The following is a 15,517-nucleotide window of genomic DNA, read 5'->3' on the forward strand; positions in this document are numbered from 1 at the left end:
CGCGGATATGCTGCGTCCATGCAGGTCACTCAGTCGAGCAAGCTCGCCAACGTCTGCTACGACATCCGCGGCCCGGTGCTCAAGCGCGCCAAGCAGCTGGAGGCGGAAGGGCAGCGGATCCTCAAGCTGCACATCGGCAACCCGGCCCCGTTCGGCTTCGAGGCCCCGCCCGAGCTGCTGCAGGACATGGTGCTCAACCTGCCGGAGGCGCACGGCTACAGCGACTCCAAGGGCATCCTCCCCGCCCGCCGCGCCGTAGTGCAGCGCGCGCAGGAGCAGGGCATCGTCGGTGTGGACGTCGAGGACGTCTACCTCGGGAACGGTGTCTCCGAGCTGATCGTGATGACCTTGCAGGCGCTGCTCGACAACGGCGACGAGGTGCTGATCCCGGCGCCCGACTACCCGCTCTGGACGGCCGGCGTCTCCCTGACCGGCGGGACGCCCGTCCACTACCTGTGCGACGAGGCCGCGGCCTGGGCGCCCTCGCTGGAGGACATCGAGGCGAAGATCACCGACCGCACCCGGGCGATCGTGATCATCAATCCGAACAACCCGACCGGCGCCGTCTACCCGCGCCCGGTGCTGGAGGGCATCGTCGAGATCGCCCGCCGCCGCAACCTGATCGTCTTCGCGGACGAGATCTACGACCGGATCCTGTACGACGGCGCCGAGCACGTCTCCATCGCCTCGCTGGCCCCCGACCTGCTGTGCCTCACCTTCGGCGGGCTGTCCAAGAACTACCGGGTCGCCGGGTTCCGCTCCGGCTGGCTGATCCTGTCCGGCCCCACCGAGCACGCCGAGTCGTACATCGAGGGCCTGGACATCCTGGCCAACATGCGGCTGTGCCCCAACGTCCCCGGCCAGCACGCGATCCAGGCCGCGCTCGGCGGCTACCAGAGCATCGACGACCTGGTACTGCCGACCGGCAGGCTCGGCGAGCAGCGCGACCGAGCCTGGAAGCTGCTGAACGACATCCCCGGCGTCAGCTGCGCCCGGCCGGACGGCGCCCTGTACGTCTTCCCGCGCCTGGACCCGGACGTGTACCCGATCGAGGACGACATGCGGTTCGCGTTCGACCTGCTGGAGCAGCAGCGGATCCTGATCGTCCAGGGGACCGGGTTCAACTGGCCCGCCACCGACCACTTCCGCGTGGTGACGCTCCAGTACGCCGACGACCTGGAGGAGGCGATCGGCCGGATCGGCGAGTTCCTGGAGTCCCGCCGCGGCTGACCGGCGGGGACGCCGGCGGGCGTGAGAGCGCGGTAACGGGGGAAGGACCCCGTCCATGAACACACCTGCCGACCGTCCCGTCCTCGAGGAGCTGGACGCCGCGGAGTGCCTTGAGCTGATCTCGCCCGGCGGGGTCGGCCGGGTCGCGTTCGACGACGGCGAGGGACCCACCGTCATCCCGGTGAACTACACCGTCGAGGGCACCGCGGTGATCTTCCGTACCAGCCTGGAGGGACGGCTCAACCAGAGCCTGGCGACCGTCCTGACCGGCGCGGCGGTCCGGGTCGCGTTCGAGGTCGACCGGATCGACGAGGAGCGGCACGAGGGCTGGAGCGTGCTGCTGCGCGGCGGCGGCGAGCACCTGCCCGACCACGAGCGCCCGACGGGCGCCTCCGTCGAGCCGTGGCCGGGTGGCGACCGCCCCGCCTACATCCGGATCGAGCCGCAGGAGATCTCCGGCCGCCGCCTCGGCCACCGGTGACCGCCGCGGCTCAGCGGCAGCGGACGATGCGCCCGATCCCCTCCAGCAGGTCCTCGGTGGCCGTGGCCAGGGACAGCCGGATCCAGCCCGCGCCGTGCGGGCCGAACGTCGTCCCGGGCGCGACCGCGACATGCTCCTCCTTCAGGAGCCGGATCGCCCACTCGGTCACGTCGTCGCCGCACCGGTCCGACACGTCCACCCACAGGTAGAACGCGCCCTCGGGACGCAGGTACGGCAGCCCCGCCGCGTCGAGCGCCGCCGTGGCCGCCTCCCGCCGCTCGCGGTACGCCTCGCGCGCCTCGGCCTTCTGGTCCTGCGGCCCGGCCAGCGCCGCGAGCGCGCCGTACTGCGCGGGCGCGTTCACGCACGCCACCAGCGGCTCCTGGAGCTTGGCGCAGACGGGCGCCAGCACCGGCGGCGCCAGCACGTAGCCGACGCGCATGCCGGTCATCGCGTACGTCTTGGAGAAGCTGAAGCAGCTGATCACCCGGCCGTCGGTGTCGTACACGGCGGGGCTGACGTGCGGCCCGTCGAAGGTGATCTCCTCGTAGCACTCGTCGGAGACCAGCCACAGGTCGTGCTCGCGGGCGAACGCGACGAGCCGCTCGACGGTCTCCGCGGGCAGCACGGTGCCGAGCGGGTTGGACGGCGAGTTCACCACGATCGCCCGGGTCCGCGGGGTGACCAGCGCGGCGAGGTCGGCGACGTCGGGCTGGAAGCCGTTCTCCGGGCGCAGCTCGTACCGGACGGGCACGCCCTGGAGGAGCTGCACCAGCATGTTGAAGTTCGGCCAGCCCGGGTCGGGGATCAGCACCTCGTCGCCGGCGCCGACGACCGAGCTCATGCCGAGCTGAAGCGCCTGCATCCCGCCGGCGGTCACGATGACCTGCTCGGTGGTCGCGGCCGCGATGCCGTTGAGGTCGCGGAGCTTGGCGGCGATCGCCTCGCGCAGCTCGGTCACCCCGGCGTTGGGGACGTACCGGGTGCGCGCCTGTTCGTAGGCGGCGGCCGCCGCGTCCAGGACGTGCCTGGGCGTGGTGAAGCTGGGCTCACCCACGTGCAGCCCGATGACCGGGTCCGGCAGCCGCCAGGCCATGTCCATGATGGCGCGGATGCCGGAGCGGGGCATCCGCTCGGCGTTGGGGGCGATGGACGGCATCAGGGCTCCTTCGTTGCGAGTTCGGGGAACAGGGACAGCGCGGTGCCGCCGTGCAGCGCGGCGCGTTCGGCGGCCGACAGGCCGGGCAGCGCGTGCGCGGCCAGGCCGAGCAGCTCGGCGTAGCCCGGGACGTCGCGGGTCCACGGGTAGTCGGAGGCCCAGAGCATCCGGTCCGCGCCGTAGGCGTCGGCGAACGCGCGCACGACGCCGTCGAGGTCGGAGTACGGCGGCTCCTCCCGGGACAGCGCGTACTGCCCGGAGAACATCAGGTACGCGTTCGGGTGGCGGGCCAGCTCCAGGACCGTCTCCACCACGGGCGGCGGGAACGGATCCTCGAAGTACGGCCGGCCGTGCGCGTCCACGCGCATGCCGTGCGGGGCGAACCCGAGATGGTTCAGCACGATCCTCAGGTCGGGCACCGTGCCCGGCAGCTCGCGCAGGAGCGGGAGCTGGCCGGGCGGGAGGTAGCTCCACAGCGGCAGCCCGCGCTCGGCGAGCTCCCGCAGCACCGGCAGCATCGGGCTGCCGGCCAGCGGGCGGCCCGGCTCGCCGAGCCACTGCGTGCGGAGGCCGGAGAAGCCCTGCGCGAGCCGCGCGCGCAGGGCCTCCAGCGGGCCCGGGCCCGGGCGCCTTCCCTGGATCTCCGGGCCCGCGACCGCGACCGCGGCGAAGCGCCGCGCATGGGCGGCGCGCGCCTCGGCCACGTACTCGTCCTCCGGGCCGAGCGGCACGAGCACCGCCCGGTCGACCCCGGCGGCCGCCATCAGGCCGAGCAGGTCCCGCGCCGGGGCGTCCCGGCCGGCCGGGGCCAGCTCGTCCACCGCCCGGCGCCGTACCGCGGCCGGGCGGAAGACGTGCAGGTGCGCGTCGACGATCACGATCGCGCCGCCGCCGCGATCTGCGCCGCCACCGTCGCGGCGCGCTCGGCGATGCCGGGAACGTCGCCGGGACCGGGCGCGGCGGGGACGAGGTCGGAGCCGAGCCCGACCGCCACCGCGCCCGCCGCCAGCCACTCGCCGGCGGCGTCGTGCCGGACGCCGCCGGTCGGGATGAACGACACCTCCCGGAACGGGCCGCGCAGCGCCTTCAGGTACGGCGGCCCGAGCGCGCCCGCCGGGAACAGCTTGATCAGCCGCGCGCCCGCGTCCTGCGCGGCGGCGACCTCGGTGGGGGTGGCGGCGCCCGGCAGCGGCTCCAGGCCCGCGCCCAGCACGGCGCGGATCAGCCCGGTGTCGGTGTGCGGGCTGACGCAGTAGCGGGCGCCGCAGGCCGCGGCCTCCTCGACCTGCTCGCGGGTACGGATCGTGCCCGCCCCCAGCAGCGCGTCGGCGGGCAGCGCGGCGCGCAGCTCGCGCAGCGCGGCCGGGGAGCCGGGGTGGTCGAAGGTGACCTCCATGGCCTTGATGCCCGCCCCGTACAGGGCGGCGCCGACCGCGGCGATGTGCGCGTGGTCGGTCATCCGCAGGATGGCGATCGCGCCGCCGAGGCCGGCGGCGGTCACGGGCTCGGTCGCCCCGGTCATCGCAGGATCCTCCGTCCCTCGGCCCCGCGCCGCGCCAGGTCCGCGGGGCGGATCCGGCAGGCGTCGCCGGGCATGGTGTGCTGGAACGCGCCCGCCCAGGCCGCCTTGTCCGCGACCTCGGCGGGGCCGTCGCCGGCCAGCCGGGCGGCCAGCAGGACGCCGAGCGCCGCGTCGCCGGCCCCGAACGTGTCGACGACGTCGGCCTCGTGGGTGCCGCCGGCGTGCTCACCGCCGGCGGTGACGGCGGTGACGCGGGCGGCGACCCGCCGTCCGGGCAGCTGGTCGGTCTCGCGGAGCACGACCATCTCGTGGCCGAACTCCCCGATCGCCCGCCGCGCCAGCTCCGCCACCGCGGCGTCCGCGGGGGCGTCCGGCAGCAGCCGCAGCAGGTCGTGGCGGCTGGCGAGCAGGACGTCCACGTGCGGCAGCACGCCGCGCAGCACCGGGACGGCCTCCTCCCACGTCCACATCCGGGCGCGGTGGTTGACGTCGAACGCGGTGACCGCGCCGTTGCCGCGCGCCGCCGACAGCAGCGCCGCGACGGCGGCGGCCGGGCCGGGGCCGAGCGCGCAGGTGATCCCGCTGCTCAGCGCCGCGCCGGCGCCGTCCGTCAGGGCCGCCCAGTCGAACGCGTCCGGCGTGAGGTCCCGCATCGCGGTGCCGGAACGGTCGTAGAGGACCTCCGACGGCCGCGGCGGCACGCCCTGCTCGACGAAGTACAGCGGGGCGCGGGCGCCGGGGTCCCATTCGATGTGGGTCCGGACGCCGAACGCGTGCGCGTGCGCGGCGATCCGGTGCCCGAGCGGGTTGTCGGCCACCCGGGAGATCCAGGTGGCGGGCACGCCCAGCCCGGCGGCCGCGATCAGCGCGTTCATCTCGGCGCCGCCGACCTCCACCTCCAGCCCGGTGGCGTGGTCGAGCCGCCGGTGGCCGGGCGGCGAGAGCCGCAGCAGCGACTCGCCGAGGCCGACCACGTGCGGCACGACGGGCACCGGTGGCACGGCGGGCGCGGCGGGCCCGGAAGGAGGTTCGGGAGCGTCAGTCATCGTTGGTCCTCGGTACGAAGAGTGCGGCGGCCGCCAGGATCACGACGCCGCGGATCAGGTCGGAGGCGGTGGCGGGGAGCTGGAGCAGCGTGAACGAGCTTTCCACCAGGGCGAGCAGCGTCACGCCGCCGAGCGTCCCGGTCAGGCTGGCCCGGCCGCCCAGCAGCGAGGCGCCGCCGACGACCACGACCGTGATGGCCGACAGTTCCAGGCCCTGGCCCGCGCTGGGAGAGCCGATCGTGGCGCGCGCGGCCAGCATGATCCCGGCCGCCGCGGCCAGCGTGCCCGCGATCATGAACGCGAGCAGCAGGGTGCGGTGCACCGGCACGCCCGCCGAGCGGGCCGCCTCCTTGTCGCCGCCGACCGCGTGGACGTGCCGCCCGAACCGGGTGCGGTGCAGCAGCACCGCCACGATCGCCACGGCGACCGCCAGCACCGCCAGCGCCAGCGGGAACGGCCCGGCGCGCCGCATGCCCACCGCGGCCAGCGCCCGGGTGACCTGGCCGGTCGGGGTGGTGCTGATCAGGAACGCGATGCCCTGGATCAGGTAGAACGTCGACAGCGTCACCACGAACGCCGGGATCGTCGTCCGCGCCACGATGAGCCCGTGCAGAACGCCGATCGCGGCGCCCAGCGCCAGCATCGCGATGATCGTGGGGATCGTCCGGATCGGGTAGCCGTCGATCAGCATCGCGGTCAGCAGCGCGGACAGCGTCGCGGTGGACCCGACCGACAGGTCGATGCCGCCGGTCAGCACGACCAGGTGCTGCCCGAGGGCCACCAGCCCGAGCACGACGGTGGCCGTCAGCACGTTGGCGATGTTGGCCGCCGCCCAGAACCCGCCCGGGTTCGCGACGGTCAGCACCGCCACCAGCACGGCGACGATCGCCCAGGCCGCCAGCCCGGTACGGGCCGCCGCGGCGAGCACGTCCCCCGGCGAGCGCCCGGCGGCGCGCCCGCCCGGCGCGGTCATGACGGTCATGACGCCACCTCGTCTCCGGTGCCGGAGGTGCCGAGCGCCACATGCATGATCCGCTCCTCGTCGATCTCGTCGCCGGTCAGCTCGCCGGCGACCCGGCCGTCCCGGCACACCAGCACCCGGTGCGCCAGCCCGGTCACCTCCGGCAGCTCGCTGGAGGCGAAGACCACGGCCAGGCCCTGGGCGGCCAGCTCGGCGATGATCCGGTAGATCTCGGTCTTGGCGCCGATGTCGATGCCGCGGGTCGGCTCGTCCAGCAGCAGCACCTTCGGGCCGGTGCGCAGCCACTTGGCCAGCACGATCTTCTGCTGGTTGCCGCCCGACAGCTGCCCGGTGCGCTGCCCCGGGCCGGACACCCGGATCCCGAACCGGTCCCGCTCCTCCTCGAACGCGGCGCGCTCGCGGGCCCCCGACAGCCAGCCGCCGGGGGCGACCGACCGCAGGCTCGACAGCGTCGTGTTGGCCCGGACGGGCAGGTCGAGCACCAGGCCCTCGGTCTTGCGCTCCTCGGGCACCAGCACGACGCCCGCGTCCACGGCCGCGCGCAGCGACCCCCGCACGGCGGCGCCGTTCACGGTGACCGTCCCGGCCGAGCGCGGCATCACGCCGGCCAGGGTGCGCAGGAGCGTGCTGCGGCCGGAGCCGAGCAGCCCCGCGACGCCGACGATCTCGCCGGCCCGCACGGTCAGGTCCAGCGGCGGTACGGACCGTCCCGCCGGCACCAGCCCCCGCACGGCCAGCACGTCCTCGTCCCGGGGGGCGGCGAGGCCGGGGAACACCGCGGCCACGTCCCGGCCGACCATCTCGCGGACGATCCGGTCGACCGGGTAGTCCGCCACCGGGCCGGAGGAGACGAGCCGGCCGTCGCGCAGGATCGTGACGTCGTCGGCGAGCGCCCGCACCTCCTCCAGCCGGTGCGTGATGTAGATGATCGCGACGCCGTCGGCGGTCAGCTCGCGGACGACCGCGTGCAGCGCGTCCAGGCCCTCGCCGGACAGCAGCGCGGACGGCTCGTCCAGCAGCAGCACCCGGCTGCCGCGCACCAGCGCGCGGGCGATCTCGACCAGCTGCCGGGTGGCGGCCGACAGCGTCCCGGCCCGCGCCCGCGGGTCCAGGTCGCCGAGGCCGACGCGGCCGAGCGCGGCCCGCGCCGTGTCGCGCTGCCCGCCGCGGTCGAGCAGGCCGCGGCGCGCGACCTCCTGGCCCAGCATCACGTTGTCCAGGACGGACAGCTCCGGCAGGACGGTCAGCTCCTGGTAGACGGCCGTCACGCCGTGCGCGAGGGCCTGCCGCGGGTCGTCCAGCCGGACGGGCTCCCCGCCGATCAGCAGCTCGCCCTCGTCGGGCGGATGGTTGCCGGTCAGGATGCGCACGAGGGTGGACTTGCCCGCGCCGTTCTCGCCGAGCAGGGCGTGCACCCGGCCCGGCCGGCAGACCAGCCCGGCCCCGTCCAGCGCCGTCACGCCGGGGAACCGCTTGACCAGCCCGCGCGCCTCCAGCGCCGGGGTCCGCGTCGTCGTCATCTCGGGGTCACCTCCCTCAGCACAGCTTGAGCTTCTTGAGCAGGTCGGCCGGCAGCGCCGAGGGCACCGCCAGGTCGTCGCTGCATTCCGGCCGGACGTACTGGTCGATGCGCTCGTGCGTGAAGACCGCCGCGTCGACGTTCACCTGGCTCGGCACCTTCCTGCCGCCGAGCGCGTCCAGCGCCACGTCGAGGCACCGCGCGCTCTGCTCGGGCGGGAACGCCCCCAGCGCGAACGGCACGTTCTTCCCGCGCACCGCCTTCAGGAACGCGTTGGTCACGTCCCCGGTGACCGGCGGCACGGGCTTGCCCGCCTGGCTGTACGCCTCGTACACGCCGAGGTTGGTGATCGACGAGTCCGACCAGATCGCGTCCAGGTCCGGGTGGCGGGCCAGCAGCTGCGCCGCCACGGTCTTGGCCTTGGTCGCCGACCAGTCGGTGTTCTGCTTGGCGACGACCTCGATGCCCGGGTACTTCGCGGCGAAGATCCGCTCCGCCTGCGCCTTCGGCAGCTCGGCCGTCGGCACGCCCGCGATCCCCGACAGCATGGCGACCTTGCCCTCGCCGCCGATCCGCTGGGCGATCCACTCGGCCCACAGCGTCCCCTGGAGCTCGTAGTCGCGGGTCACCGTGCTGACGGCGCCGGAGCCCTCGCCGAGCCGGCCCGAGCACACCACGACCGGGATGCCCTGCGCGGCGGCGGCGCGGACCTGGCCGGTGATCGCGTCGCCCATCGGGACGACGACCATCGCGTCCGGGCGCTGCGCCACGAGCTGCTGGACGTTGTCGACCTGCTTGTTCACGTCGCCGTTGGCCGAGGCGTACAGGACGTCCACACCGCGCTGCCCGGCCCGGTGCTTGAACGCCTCCTCGTTGGTCAGCGCCCACGCGTTCGTCGGGCCCTGCGCGGCGATCGCGACCCGGTAGCCGCCCTTGGGCCGCTCCTTGGCGAACCTGCCGGTGTCGACCTCGCAGACCTTCGCCCGCGCGGGGGACAGGCCCTTGAGGCCGATCGCCTCGCCCGCCGTACGCCAGGTCTCGGCGTACTTCTGCTGCGCGGCCCGCGCCTGCGGGCCGGTGCAGTCGGCGGCCTCGCCGAGCCCGGCGGTGAGCGACTCGCGCTCGGTACTGCACGCGCCCAGGGCGAGCGCCCCGGCCAGCACCGCCGCGGCGGTGATCTTCGTACGGGAGCGGGTCATCCGCCACCTCCTGAGCCGTTCGTCCCGCGCTGGCGCAGCCAGGTGGCCAGCAGGATCGCGGCGCCCTGCACGGCGAGCTGGCCGCCGGCCCCGGCGCCGAGCTGGATCATCCAGACGATCAGCACGGCGAGCAGCGCCACGCCGATCACGGTGTGCCCGATGTGCCCGCGCCCGCCGGTCAGCGCGATGCCGCCGATCACGGCCGCGGCCAGCGAGTTCAGGTCCAGGCTGCGCGACAGCTGGGCGTCCACGTGGCCCGCGTACGCGGCGCTGACCAGGCCCGCCAGCACCGCCAGCAGCGCGCTGGCGAGGTACCCGGCGGCCATCACCCGGCCGGTGCGGATGCCCGACAGCCGGGCCGCCCGCGGGTTGGAGCCGGTCGCGTACAGCCGCCGCCCGGCGCTGGTGCGGGCCAGGACCACCGCCACGACGGCCGCGATCGCGGCGAACAGCCACAGCGGCGTCGGCACGCCCAGGAACCGGCCCGAGCCGAGCGGCTGGAGCGCCTTGGGGATGTCGCCCGCGGCCGCGCCCTTCGTCCACGCCGTGATCGCGCCCTGGATCAGCACGAACACCGCGAACGTGGCCACGAACGGCGGTACGCCGCGCAGCACGACCAGCCCGGCGTTCACCGCGCCGACCGCGAGGCCGGCGAGCACCGCCAGCCCGATCGCCAGCGGCAGCCGGCCGGCGTCGCCCCCGCTCTGCGCGGCGATGATCACGGTCGTCAGGCCCATCACCGCGCCGACCGACAGGTCGATGCCCCGGCCGAGCAGCACCAGCGTCTGGCCGACCGCGGTGATGCCGATCAGGCCCGCCTGGAACAGCACCAGGCGCAGGTTGGCGCCGGAGTAGAAGCCGGGCGTCACCACCGCGGCGATGATCAGTACGAGCGCGAGCCCGCTCAGCGGCATCAGCGTCGTCGCCGACGCGAGCGAGCGGCCCCGGCCGGCCGTCAGCGTCCCGGCGCTCACCGGTCCGCCCCCGCGCAGAACGCGGCGGCGATGCCCGCGTACAGGTCCACGGCCCGCCGCAGCGCCGCCACCGACACCCACTCGTCGGCGCCGTGCGCCCGCCGCAGCAGGCCGGGCCCGAACGCGGGCAGGACGGAAACGTTCCACGCCGGCTGCAGGAACGCGGCGTCGGTCGTCCCGGGGAACATCGCGTCCGGCGGGACGTGCCCGAGCACCCGCCCGGCGGCCTCCCGGACGGCGCGCGGCAGCGGCCCGCCGGGGTCGGCGACCGTGCCGGGCAGCAGGCCCTGCTCGTCGAACTCGACCTCCAGCCGCGCGCCGGTCCGCTCCGCCACCCGCCCGACCAGGTCGGCGATCGGCTTCTCCACGTCCGCGCGGGTCATCCCGGGCAACAGCCGCACCTCGGTGTCCACGCCCATCCGGCCGGGCAGCACGCCGTACCCGACGCCGCCCCGGTACGCGAGCCCCGTGTTGACCGTGGTGGTCCAGCCGCGGATGCCGTACGGGTCGGCGGGCGAGGGCAGTTCCAGCTCCTCGGCCAGCGCGACCGCGGCGCGCGCGGCGTCCACCCCGGCGTTGCGGGTGCCGGGCTCGCCGGAGAGGCTGGAGTGGCCCTGCCGCCCGTACGCGGTGGCGCGGAGCCGGGCGATGCCGCGGCTGCCCAGGTGGAGGAGGTCGTAGTCGGCCTCCATGCCGCCGGGCTCGCCGATCAGTACGGCGTCGGGCCGGCCGGCGTCGCGCAGGGCGGGCGGCGGCGCCTCGGCGAGGTACTGGGCGCCGTGGTACGCGCCGTCCTCCTCGTCGGCGGTGAACAGCAGCGAGAGCCGCCCGGCCGCCGGGGCGTCCCCGCCGGTGAGCCGGCCCGCGGCCAGCACCATGGCGGCGAGCGCGCCCTTCATGTCGGCCGAGCCGAGGCCGTAGAGGCGGTCGCCGTCCAGGTCGGCGCCCAGCGGGTCGGCGGTCCACTCGGCGTCGCCGATCGGCTTGGTGTCCATGTGGCCGCACAGCACCAGGTGCCGGCCGCCGGGACCGAAGTCGAGGGTGAAGAGGAGGTTCGGGCGCGAAGGGGCGCGCGAACCGGACTTGGACCGTTCCAGAACGGTTCCGGCGGGCAGCCCGGCGTCCCGCGCCATCTCCGCGAGGGCCCCGGCGACCCCGCTCTCGTCGCCGCCCGGGTTGGGGCTCGGCACCCGGACCAGCGCCCGGGTCAGCTCGACGACGTCGGCGGTCACTTGTACTTCTCCGCCCAGTCGTTGCCCTGCCAGGTGGTGAGGTTGACCGGCTCGAGCCGGAACAGCCAGCGCGGCTTGTCGAGCGTCGGCTCCAGGTACTTCGGGCCGTTCTCGCCCAGGTAGCGCACGCTCATCCGCTCGGCGACCGGAAGCCACCGCCCGTTCAGGCACGGCTCCTCCACCAGGACGGCGCGCGCCTGCGCGACCACCTTGCGCTGGGTGCCGGCCTCGTCCACGGTGATCGCGCAGCGCGGCTCGGCGGCCAGGTAGCGGGCCCAGGCCGCGCGCTCGCGGGGCACGACCCAGAACGCGGACCCGTCCCACTCGTGCCAGCACGGCACCACGTACGGCCAGCCCTCGCCGTCCAGGCAGGCCAGCCGCGCGATGTGGCCCTCGGCCAGGAAGGCGGCGACCTCGTCGCCGGCCAGCCTGCCGACCTTGCCGCGCCAGCTCTCGTCGGTGGTGGGCGTCTCGCTCATGAGACCTCCTCGTGCTCGTGCGATCCGGTGGGATCGGCGGGGGTTCGCGGCTGGTGCCCGAGCCGCTCCGACAGCGTCGCGGCGGCGGCCAGCGCCAGTTCCGCGACGGCCGGCAGGCCCTCGCGGGGGAAGCGGTACGCGGGCGCCGAGACCGACAGGGCCGCGGCGACCTGCCCGGTGTGGTCGCGGACGGGGACGGCGACGCAGCGCACCCCGTCCTCGTTCTCGATCTCGTCGATCGCGTAGCCGCGGTCGCGGGTCGCGGCCAGCTCGGCGGCCAGCGCGTCCGGGTCGGTGATGGTGTTGGGGGTCTTGCGGACCAGCGGGCGCTCCAGGCAGCGCCGCCGGGTCCGCTCGTCGGCGTGGGCGAGCAGCACCTTCCCGATCCCGGTGCAGTGCAGCGGGTTCACGGTGCCGACCACGGCCGCGGGCCGGACCGCCTGCGGACTGTCGATCTTGGCGACGTACAGCACCTGGTCGTCCTGCACGATGCCGAGGAAGCAGGTCTCCCGGGTCTCGGCCGAGAGCCCGGCCATGAGGTCCTGGGCGAGCCCGCGGATGTCCAGCCGGTCCAGGAAGCGCTGCCCCCAGACCGCGAGCCGGGGGCCGAGGTCGTACAGCCCGGCGGCGTCGGTGCGCAGGATCCCGGCGTCCAGCAGCACCTCCAGCAGCCGGACGACGGTGCCGCGCGGGACGCCGCTCGCCTCGACCAGGTCGGTGAGCCGCCGCGGGCCGTCCGCGGCGATGAGATCGACCAGCCCCATGCCCTTCACGAGGGCCTTGGCCGTGCCGGTCGCGGCCGCCGTTCCGGCCACTTTGGACTCATCGTCCATTCTCAGTCTGGACATGGCGTCCATTCCTACCAGCGACTGCCTGACGTGCACAAGGGGTGAAATCTGGGCAGCGTTCGGCCCCGGACGGCGTCCGGTGGAAGGAGGGAAGATTCAGGAAGCGGCGTCGAGGCGGCGCAGCGCGTCGCGGACGACCGCCGGATCGGTCGTCGGCCAGAACGGCGGCAGCGACGCCTTCAGGAACCCGCCGTAGCGCGCCGTGGCCAGCCGCGGATCCAGGACGGCCACCACGCCGCGGTCGTCCATCGAACGCAGCAGGCGGCCCGCGCCCTGGGCGAGCAGCAGCGCCGCGTGGGTGGCGGCGACCGACATGAAGCCGTTGCCGCCCTTGGCCGCGATCGCCCGCGAGCGGGCCGAGGACACCGGGTCGTCCGGGCGCGGGAACGGGATCCGATCCATGATCACCAGCCGGAGCGCGGGCCCGGGGACGTCGACGCCCTGCCACAGCGACAGGGTGCCGAACAGCGACGTCCGCTCGTCCTCGGCGAACTGCTTGACCAGCAGGGACGTGGAGTCCTCGCCCTGGCACAGCAGCGGATGGGTGAGATGGTCGCGCAGCTCGTCGGCGGCCTGCCGGGCCGCGCGCATGGACGAGAACAGCCCGAGCGTGCGGCCCCCGGCCGCCTCGATCAGCTCGGTGATCTCGGTGAGGTAGGCGTCGGCGAGCCCGTCCCGGCCCGGCTGCGGGAGGTGGCGGGCGACGTAGAGGATGCCCGACCGCGCGTGGTCGAACGGCGAGCCGGCGTCCAGCCCCGTCCAGGCGATCTTCTTCTTGTCCTTGTCGCCCTTGTCGCCCTTGTGGCCGCTGCCGCCCTCGCCGTCGTCCTCGGCGGTCCGGGCGAGGCCCTCGGCGGCCGTGCGGGCGTCCCTGGACGCGCCGTCCCCCAGCGGCGGCAGCCCCCACTGCCGGGCCAGCGGCTCGAACGACCCGCCGAGCGTGAGCGTGGCCGAGGTGAGGACGGCGGTGCGCTCCTCGAACAGCGTCGTGCGGAGCAGCCCGCCCACGCCGATCGGCGCGACGTGCAGCGCCGGCGGCCGCCTGGGCCGCCCGTCCGGGACGAACGGCTTCTCCAGCCACACCACCTCGAACCGCGCCGAGATCTCCGGCTGGAACGACTCCAGCAGCCGTACCGCCGTGTCGTGCAGGTCCTCCAGCGAGGACCGCGCCGCCTTGCGCGCCGCCGCGTTGCCCGGGTCGGCGTCCTTCTTCTCCGGCCCGAGCGCCGTCAGGCAGGTGTGCGCGGCGTCGCGGACGACGGCGAGGGTGTTGCCCAGGGCAGGGGACAGGACGTCCATCCGGCCGTCCGGGAGGTCCTCCAGCAGCAGCGACAGCCCCTCGGACGACTCCTTGAGCCGGTCGGCCAGCCCCTCCTCGATCAGCCGGCCGCAGCGCCGCGCCGCCGCCTCGACCCCGGCGGCGCTCAGATCGCCGGTCGCGACCGAGGTGACCCGGTCGACCAGCTCGTGCGCCTCGTCCACGATCACCACGTCGTGCTCGGGCAGCACCTGGAAGTCCTCCAGGGCGTCGATCGCCAGCAGCGCGTGGTTGGTGACCACCACGTGCGCCTCGCCGGCCCGGGCCCGCGCCAGCTCGGCGAAGCACTCGGTGCCCTGCGGGCAGCGCTGGGCGCCCAGGCACTCCTTGGCGGTGACCGACACCTGCCGCCACGCCTGCTCGCTCACGCCGGGGACGACCTCGTCGCGGTCGCCCTCCCGGGTCTCGTCGGCCCACTCGTGCAGGCGCTTGACCTGGCGTCCCAGCGCCGACACCTGCTGGGGGTCGAAGAGGCTCTCGGCGCCCTCGTCGGGATCGTCGAACGCCTCGGTCTGGATCTTGTTCAGGCAGAGGTAGTTGCGGCGGCCCTTGAGGATCGCGAACTTCGGCTCGACGCCGAGCAGCGGCTCCAGCGTCTCGGCCAGCCGGGGGAGATCGCGGTCGACCAGCTGCCGCTGGAGCGCGATCGTCGCCGTGGACACCACCACCGTGGTCTTCTTGCTGATCGCGTGCCGGATCGCCGGGACCAGGTAGGCCAGCGACTTGCCGGTGCCGGTGCCCGCCTGGGCGGCCAGGTGCTCGCCGGACGCGATCGCCCGTTCGACCGCCCGCGCCATCTCGACCTGGCCGGGCCGCTCGGCCCCGCCGATCGCCTCGACGGCGGCGGCGAGCAGCGTCGCCGTGTCCGGAATCTGGGTGTCGCTGCCGGTGAGCAGATCAGGGGCGGGCACGTCGGCCAACGCTACCGCCCGCCGCCGACATCCGCGCCCGGCCCCGGAGATCGGGAGGGCTCCGGCGGGACGCCGGGGGCGGGACGAAGCACTGATCCGCGTCGGCGAAGATATACCTCGTGTCTGCGGAAAGAGAAGTCCTGACCTGGGAGTTGTTCGGTTCGGCCTCGCGCGCGCTGGCCGTGGAGATCGCCGAGGACGGCTACCGTCCCGATCTCGTCCTGTCGATCGCCCGCGGTGGCCTGTTCGTCGCCGGCGCGCTCGGCTACGCGCTGGACGTCAAGAACCTGCACGTGATGAACGTCGAGTTCTACACCGGCGTCAACGAGCGGCTCGACCTCCCCGTGATGCTGCCCCCGGTGCCGAACGCCGTCGACCTGTCGGGCGCCCGCGTCCTGGTCGCCGACGACGTCGCCGACACCGGCGCGACCCTCAAGCTGGTCCGGGACTTCTGCGCCGACCACGTGGCCGACGTCCGCTGCGCCGTGGTGTACGAGAAGCCGCACAGCGAGGTCAAGTGCGAGTACGTCTGGCGGCACACCGACCGCTGGATAAATTTCCCCTGGTCGACCGAGCCGCCGGTCGTCCGCTCCGAGGGCCAGGTCCTCGACGCCTGA

At 74.8% G+C, this 15,517-nt stretch carries 15 protein-coding genes; 3 read left to right on the forward strand and 12 right to left on the reverse strand.

Going from position 1 to position 15,517, the window contains the following annotated elements; all coding sequences use genetic code 11:
- Window positions 1-18 precede the first annotated feature (18 nt).
- A complete protein-coding gene (locus tag ACA361_RS27520) occupies window positions 19-1,230 on the forward strand; it encodes a pyridoxal phosphate-dependent aminotransferase (protein WP_375016503.1) in 1,212 nt (403 codons plus the stop codon).
- 55 nt (window positions 1,231-1,285) lie between these two features.
- Window positions 1,286-1,711, forward strand: a complete 426-nt coding sequence (locus ACA361_RS27525) for a pyridoxamine 5'-phosphate oxidase family protein (protein WP_375016506.1) — start codon at window positions 1,286-1,288, stop codon at window positions 1,709-1,711.
- A gap of 10 nt (window positions 1,712-1,721) precedes the next feature.
- Here ACA361_RS27525 and ACA361_RS27530 read toward each other — a convergent pair whose 3' ends face one another.
- The 12 genes from ACA361_RS27530 to ACA361_RS27585 form a co-directional block, all read right to left on the reverse strand.
- Window positions 1,722-2,870, reverse strand: coding sequence for a pyridoxal phosphate-dependent aminotransferase (locus tag ACA361_RS27530; RefSeq protein WP_375016508.1), 1,149 nt, complete (start codon window positions 2,868-2,870; stop codon window positions 1,722-1,724).
- Window positions 2,870-3,748 (reverse strand): amidohydrolase family protein, encoded by an 879-nt coding sequence (locus tag ACA361_RS27535; protein WP_375016509.1) that lies wholly within the window; start codon window positions 3,746-3,748, stop codon window positions 2,870-2,872. The genes ACA361_RS27530 and ACA361_RS27535 overlap by 1 nt, the downstream gene beginning before the upstream one ends.
- Window positions 3,745-4,392 (reverse strand): bifunctional 4-hydroxy-2-oxoglutarate aldolase/2-dehydro-3-deoxy-phosphogluconate aldolase, encoded by a 648-nt coding sequence (locus ACA361_RS27540; protein ID WP_375016511.1) that lies wholly within the window; start codon window positions 4,390-4,392, stop codon window positions 3,745-3,747. Before ACA361_RS27540 ends, ACA361_RS27535 begins: the two co-directional genes overlap by 4 nt.
- Window positions 4,389-5,438 carry a sugar kinase gene (locus ACA361_RS27545; RefSeq protein WP_375016513.1) on the reverse strand — a complete coding sequence of 350 codons (1,050 nt, stop codon included), beginning with the start codon at window positions 5,436-5,438 and terminating at the stop codon, window positions 4,389-4,391. The genes ACA361_RS27540 and ACA361_RS27545 overlap by 4 nt, the downstream gene beginning before the upstream one ends.
- Window positions 5,431-6,420 (reverse strand): ABC transporter permease, encoded by a 990-nt coding sequence (locus ACA361_RS27550; protein ID WP_375016515.1) that lies wholly within the window; start codon window positions 6,418-6,420, stop codon window positions 5,431-5,433. Before ACA361_RS27550 ends, ACA361_RS27545 begins: the two co-directional genes overlap by 8 nt.
- Complete coding sequence (locus ACA361_RS27555) at window positions 6,417-7,940, reverse strand: sugar ABC transporter ATP-binding protein (protein WP_375016517.1); 1,524 nt, start codon at window positions 7,938-7,940, stop codon at window positions 6,417-6,419. The genes ACA361_RS27550 and ACA361_RS27555 overlap by 4 nt, the downstream gene beginning before the upstream one ends.
- A gap of 16 nt (window positions 7,941-7,956) precedes the next feature.
- On the reverse strand, window positions 7,957-9,138 hold the full coding sequence (locus tag ACA361_RS27560; RefSeq protein ID WP_375016519.1) for a substrate-binding domain-containing protein: 1,182 nt from the start codon (window positions 9,136-9,138) through the stop codon (window positions 7,957-7,959).
- A complete protein-coding gene (locus ACA361_RS27565; protein WP_375016521.1) occupies window positions 9,135-10,112 on the reverse strand; it encodes an ABC transporter permease in 978 nt (325 codons plus the stop codon). Before ACA361_RS27565 ends, ACA361_RS27560 begins: the two co-directional genes overlap by 4 nt.
- Window positions 10,109-11,344, reverse strand: coding sequence for a M20 family metallopeptidase (locus ACA361_RS27570; protein ID WP_375016523.1), 1,236 nt, complete (start codon window positions 11,342-11,344; stop codon window positions 10,109-10,111). The genes ACA361_RS27565 and ACA361_RS27570 overlap by 4 nt, the downstream gene beginning before the upstream one ends.
- Window positions 11,341-11,823 carry a pyridoxamine 5'-phosphate oxidase family protein gene (locus ACA361_RS27575; protein ID WP_375016525.1) on the reverse strand — a complete coding sequence of 161 codons (483 nt, stop codon included), beginning with the start codon at window positions 11,821-11,823 and terminating at the stop codon, window positions 11,341-11,343. Before ACA361_RS27575 ends, ACA361_RS27570 begins: the two co-directional genes overlap by 4 nt.
- Window positions 11,820-12,671 (reverse strand): IclR family transcriptional regulator, encoded by an 852-nt coding sequence (locus ACA361_RS27580; RefSeq protein ID WP_375016527.1) that lies wholly within the window; start codon window positions 12,669-12,671, stop codon window positions 11,820-11,822. Before ACA361_RS27580 ends, ACA361_RS27575 begins: the two co-directional genes overlap by 4 nt.
- Before the next feature lie 96 nt (window positions 12,672-12,767).
- Window positions 12,768-14,900 carry an ATP-dependent DNA helicase gene (locus ACA361_RS27585; RefSeq protein WP_375016530.1) on the reverse strand — a complete coding sequence of 711 codons (2,133 nt, stop codon included), beginning with the start codon at window positions 14,898-14,900 and terminating at the stop codon, window positions 12,768-12,770.
- A 119-nt stretch (window positions 14,901-15,019) separates the two neighbouring features.
- On the opposite strand from ACA361_RS27585, the gene ACA361_RS27590 reads away from it, so the two are divergent.
- Window positions 15,020-15,517 (forward strand): phosphoribosyltransferase, encoded by a 498-nt coding sequence (locus tag ACA361_RS27590; protein ID WP_375016532.1) that lies wholly within the window; start codon window positions 15,020-15,022, stop codon window positions 15,515-15,517.

The sequence above is a fragment of the Actinomadura sp. 21ATH genome, from assembly GCF_041951345.1.
GTDB lineage: Bacteria > Actinomycetota > Actinomycetes > Streptosporangiales > Streptosporangiaceae > Spirillospora.

What these genes read in the sequence shown, in the direction of transcription:
- ACA361_RS27520 (WP_375016503.1), top strand. Translation starts at nt 19, where the DNA reads ATGCAGGTCACTCAGTCGAGCAAGCTCGCCAACGTCTGCTACGACATC.
- ACA361_RS27525 (WP_375016506.1), top strand. Translation starts at nt 1,286, where the DNA reads ATGAACACACCTGCCGACCGTCCCGTCCTCGAGGAGCTGGACGCCGCG.
- ACA361_RS27530 (WP_375016508.1), bottom strand. Translation starts at nt 2,870, where the DNA reads ATGCCGTCCATCGCCCCCAACGCCGAGCGGATGCCCCGCTCCGGCATC.
- ACA361_RS27540 (WP_375016511.1), bottom strand. Translation starts at nt 4,392, where the DNA reads ATGACCGGGGCGACCGAGCCCGTGACCGCCGCCGGCCTCGGCGGCGCG.
- ACA361_RS27545 (WP_375016513.1), bottom strand. Translation starts at nt 5,438, where the DNA reads ATGACTGACGCTCCCGAACCTCCTTCCGGGCCCGCCGCGCCCGCCGTG.
- ACA361_RS27550 (WP_375016515.1), bottom strand. Translation starts at nt 6,420, where the DNA reads ATGACCGTCATGACCGCGCCGGGCGGGCGCGCCGCCGGGCGCTCGCCG.
- ACA361_RS27555 (WP_375016517.1), bottom strand. Translation starts at nt 7,940, where the DNA reads ATGACGACGACGCGGACCCCGGCGCTGGAGGCGCGCGGGCTGGTCAAG.
- ACA361_RS27560 (WP_375016519.1), bottom strand. Translation starts at nt 9,138, where the DNA reads ATGACCCGCTCCCGTACGAAGATCACCGCCGCGGCGGTGCTGGCCGGG.
- ACA361_RS27575 (WP_375016525.1), bottom strand. Translation starts at nt 11,823, where the DNA reads ATGAGCGAGACGCCCACCACCGACGAGAGCTGGCGCGGCAAGGTCGGC.
- ACA361_RS27580 (WP_375016527.1), bottom strand. Translation starts at nt 12,671, where the DNA reads ATGTCCAGACTGAGAATGGACGATGAGTCCAAAGTGGCCGGAACGGCG.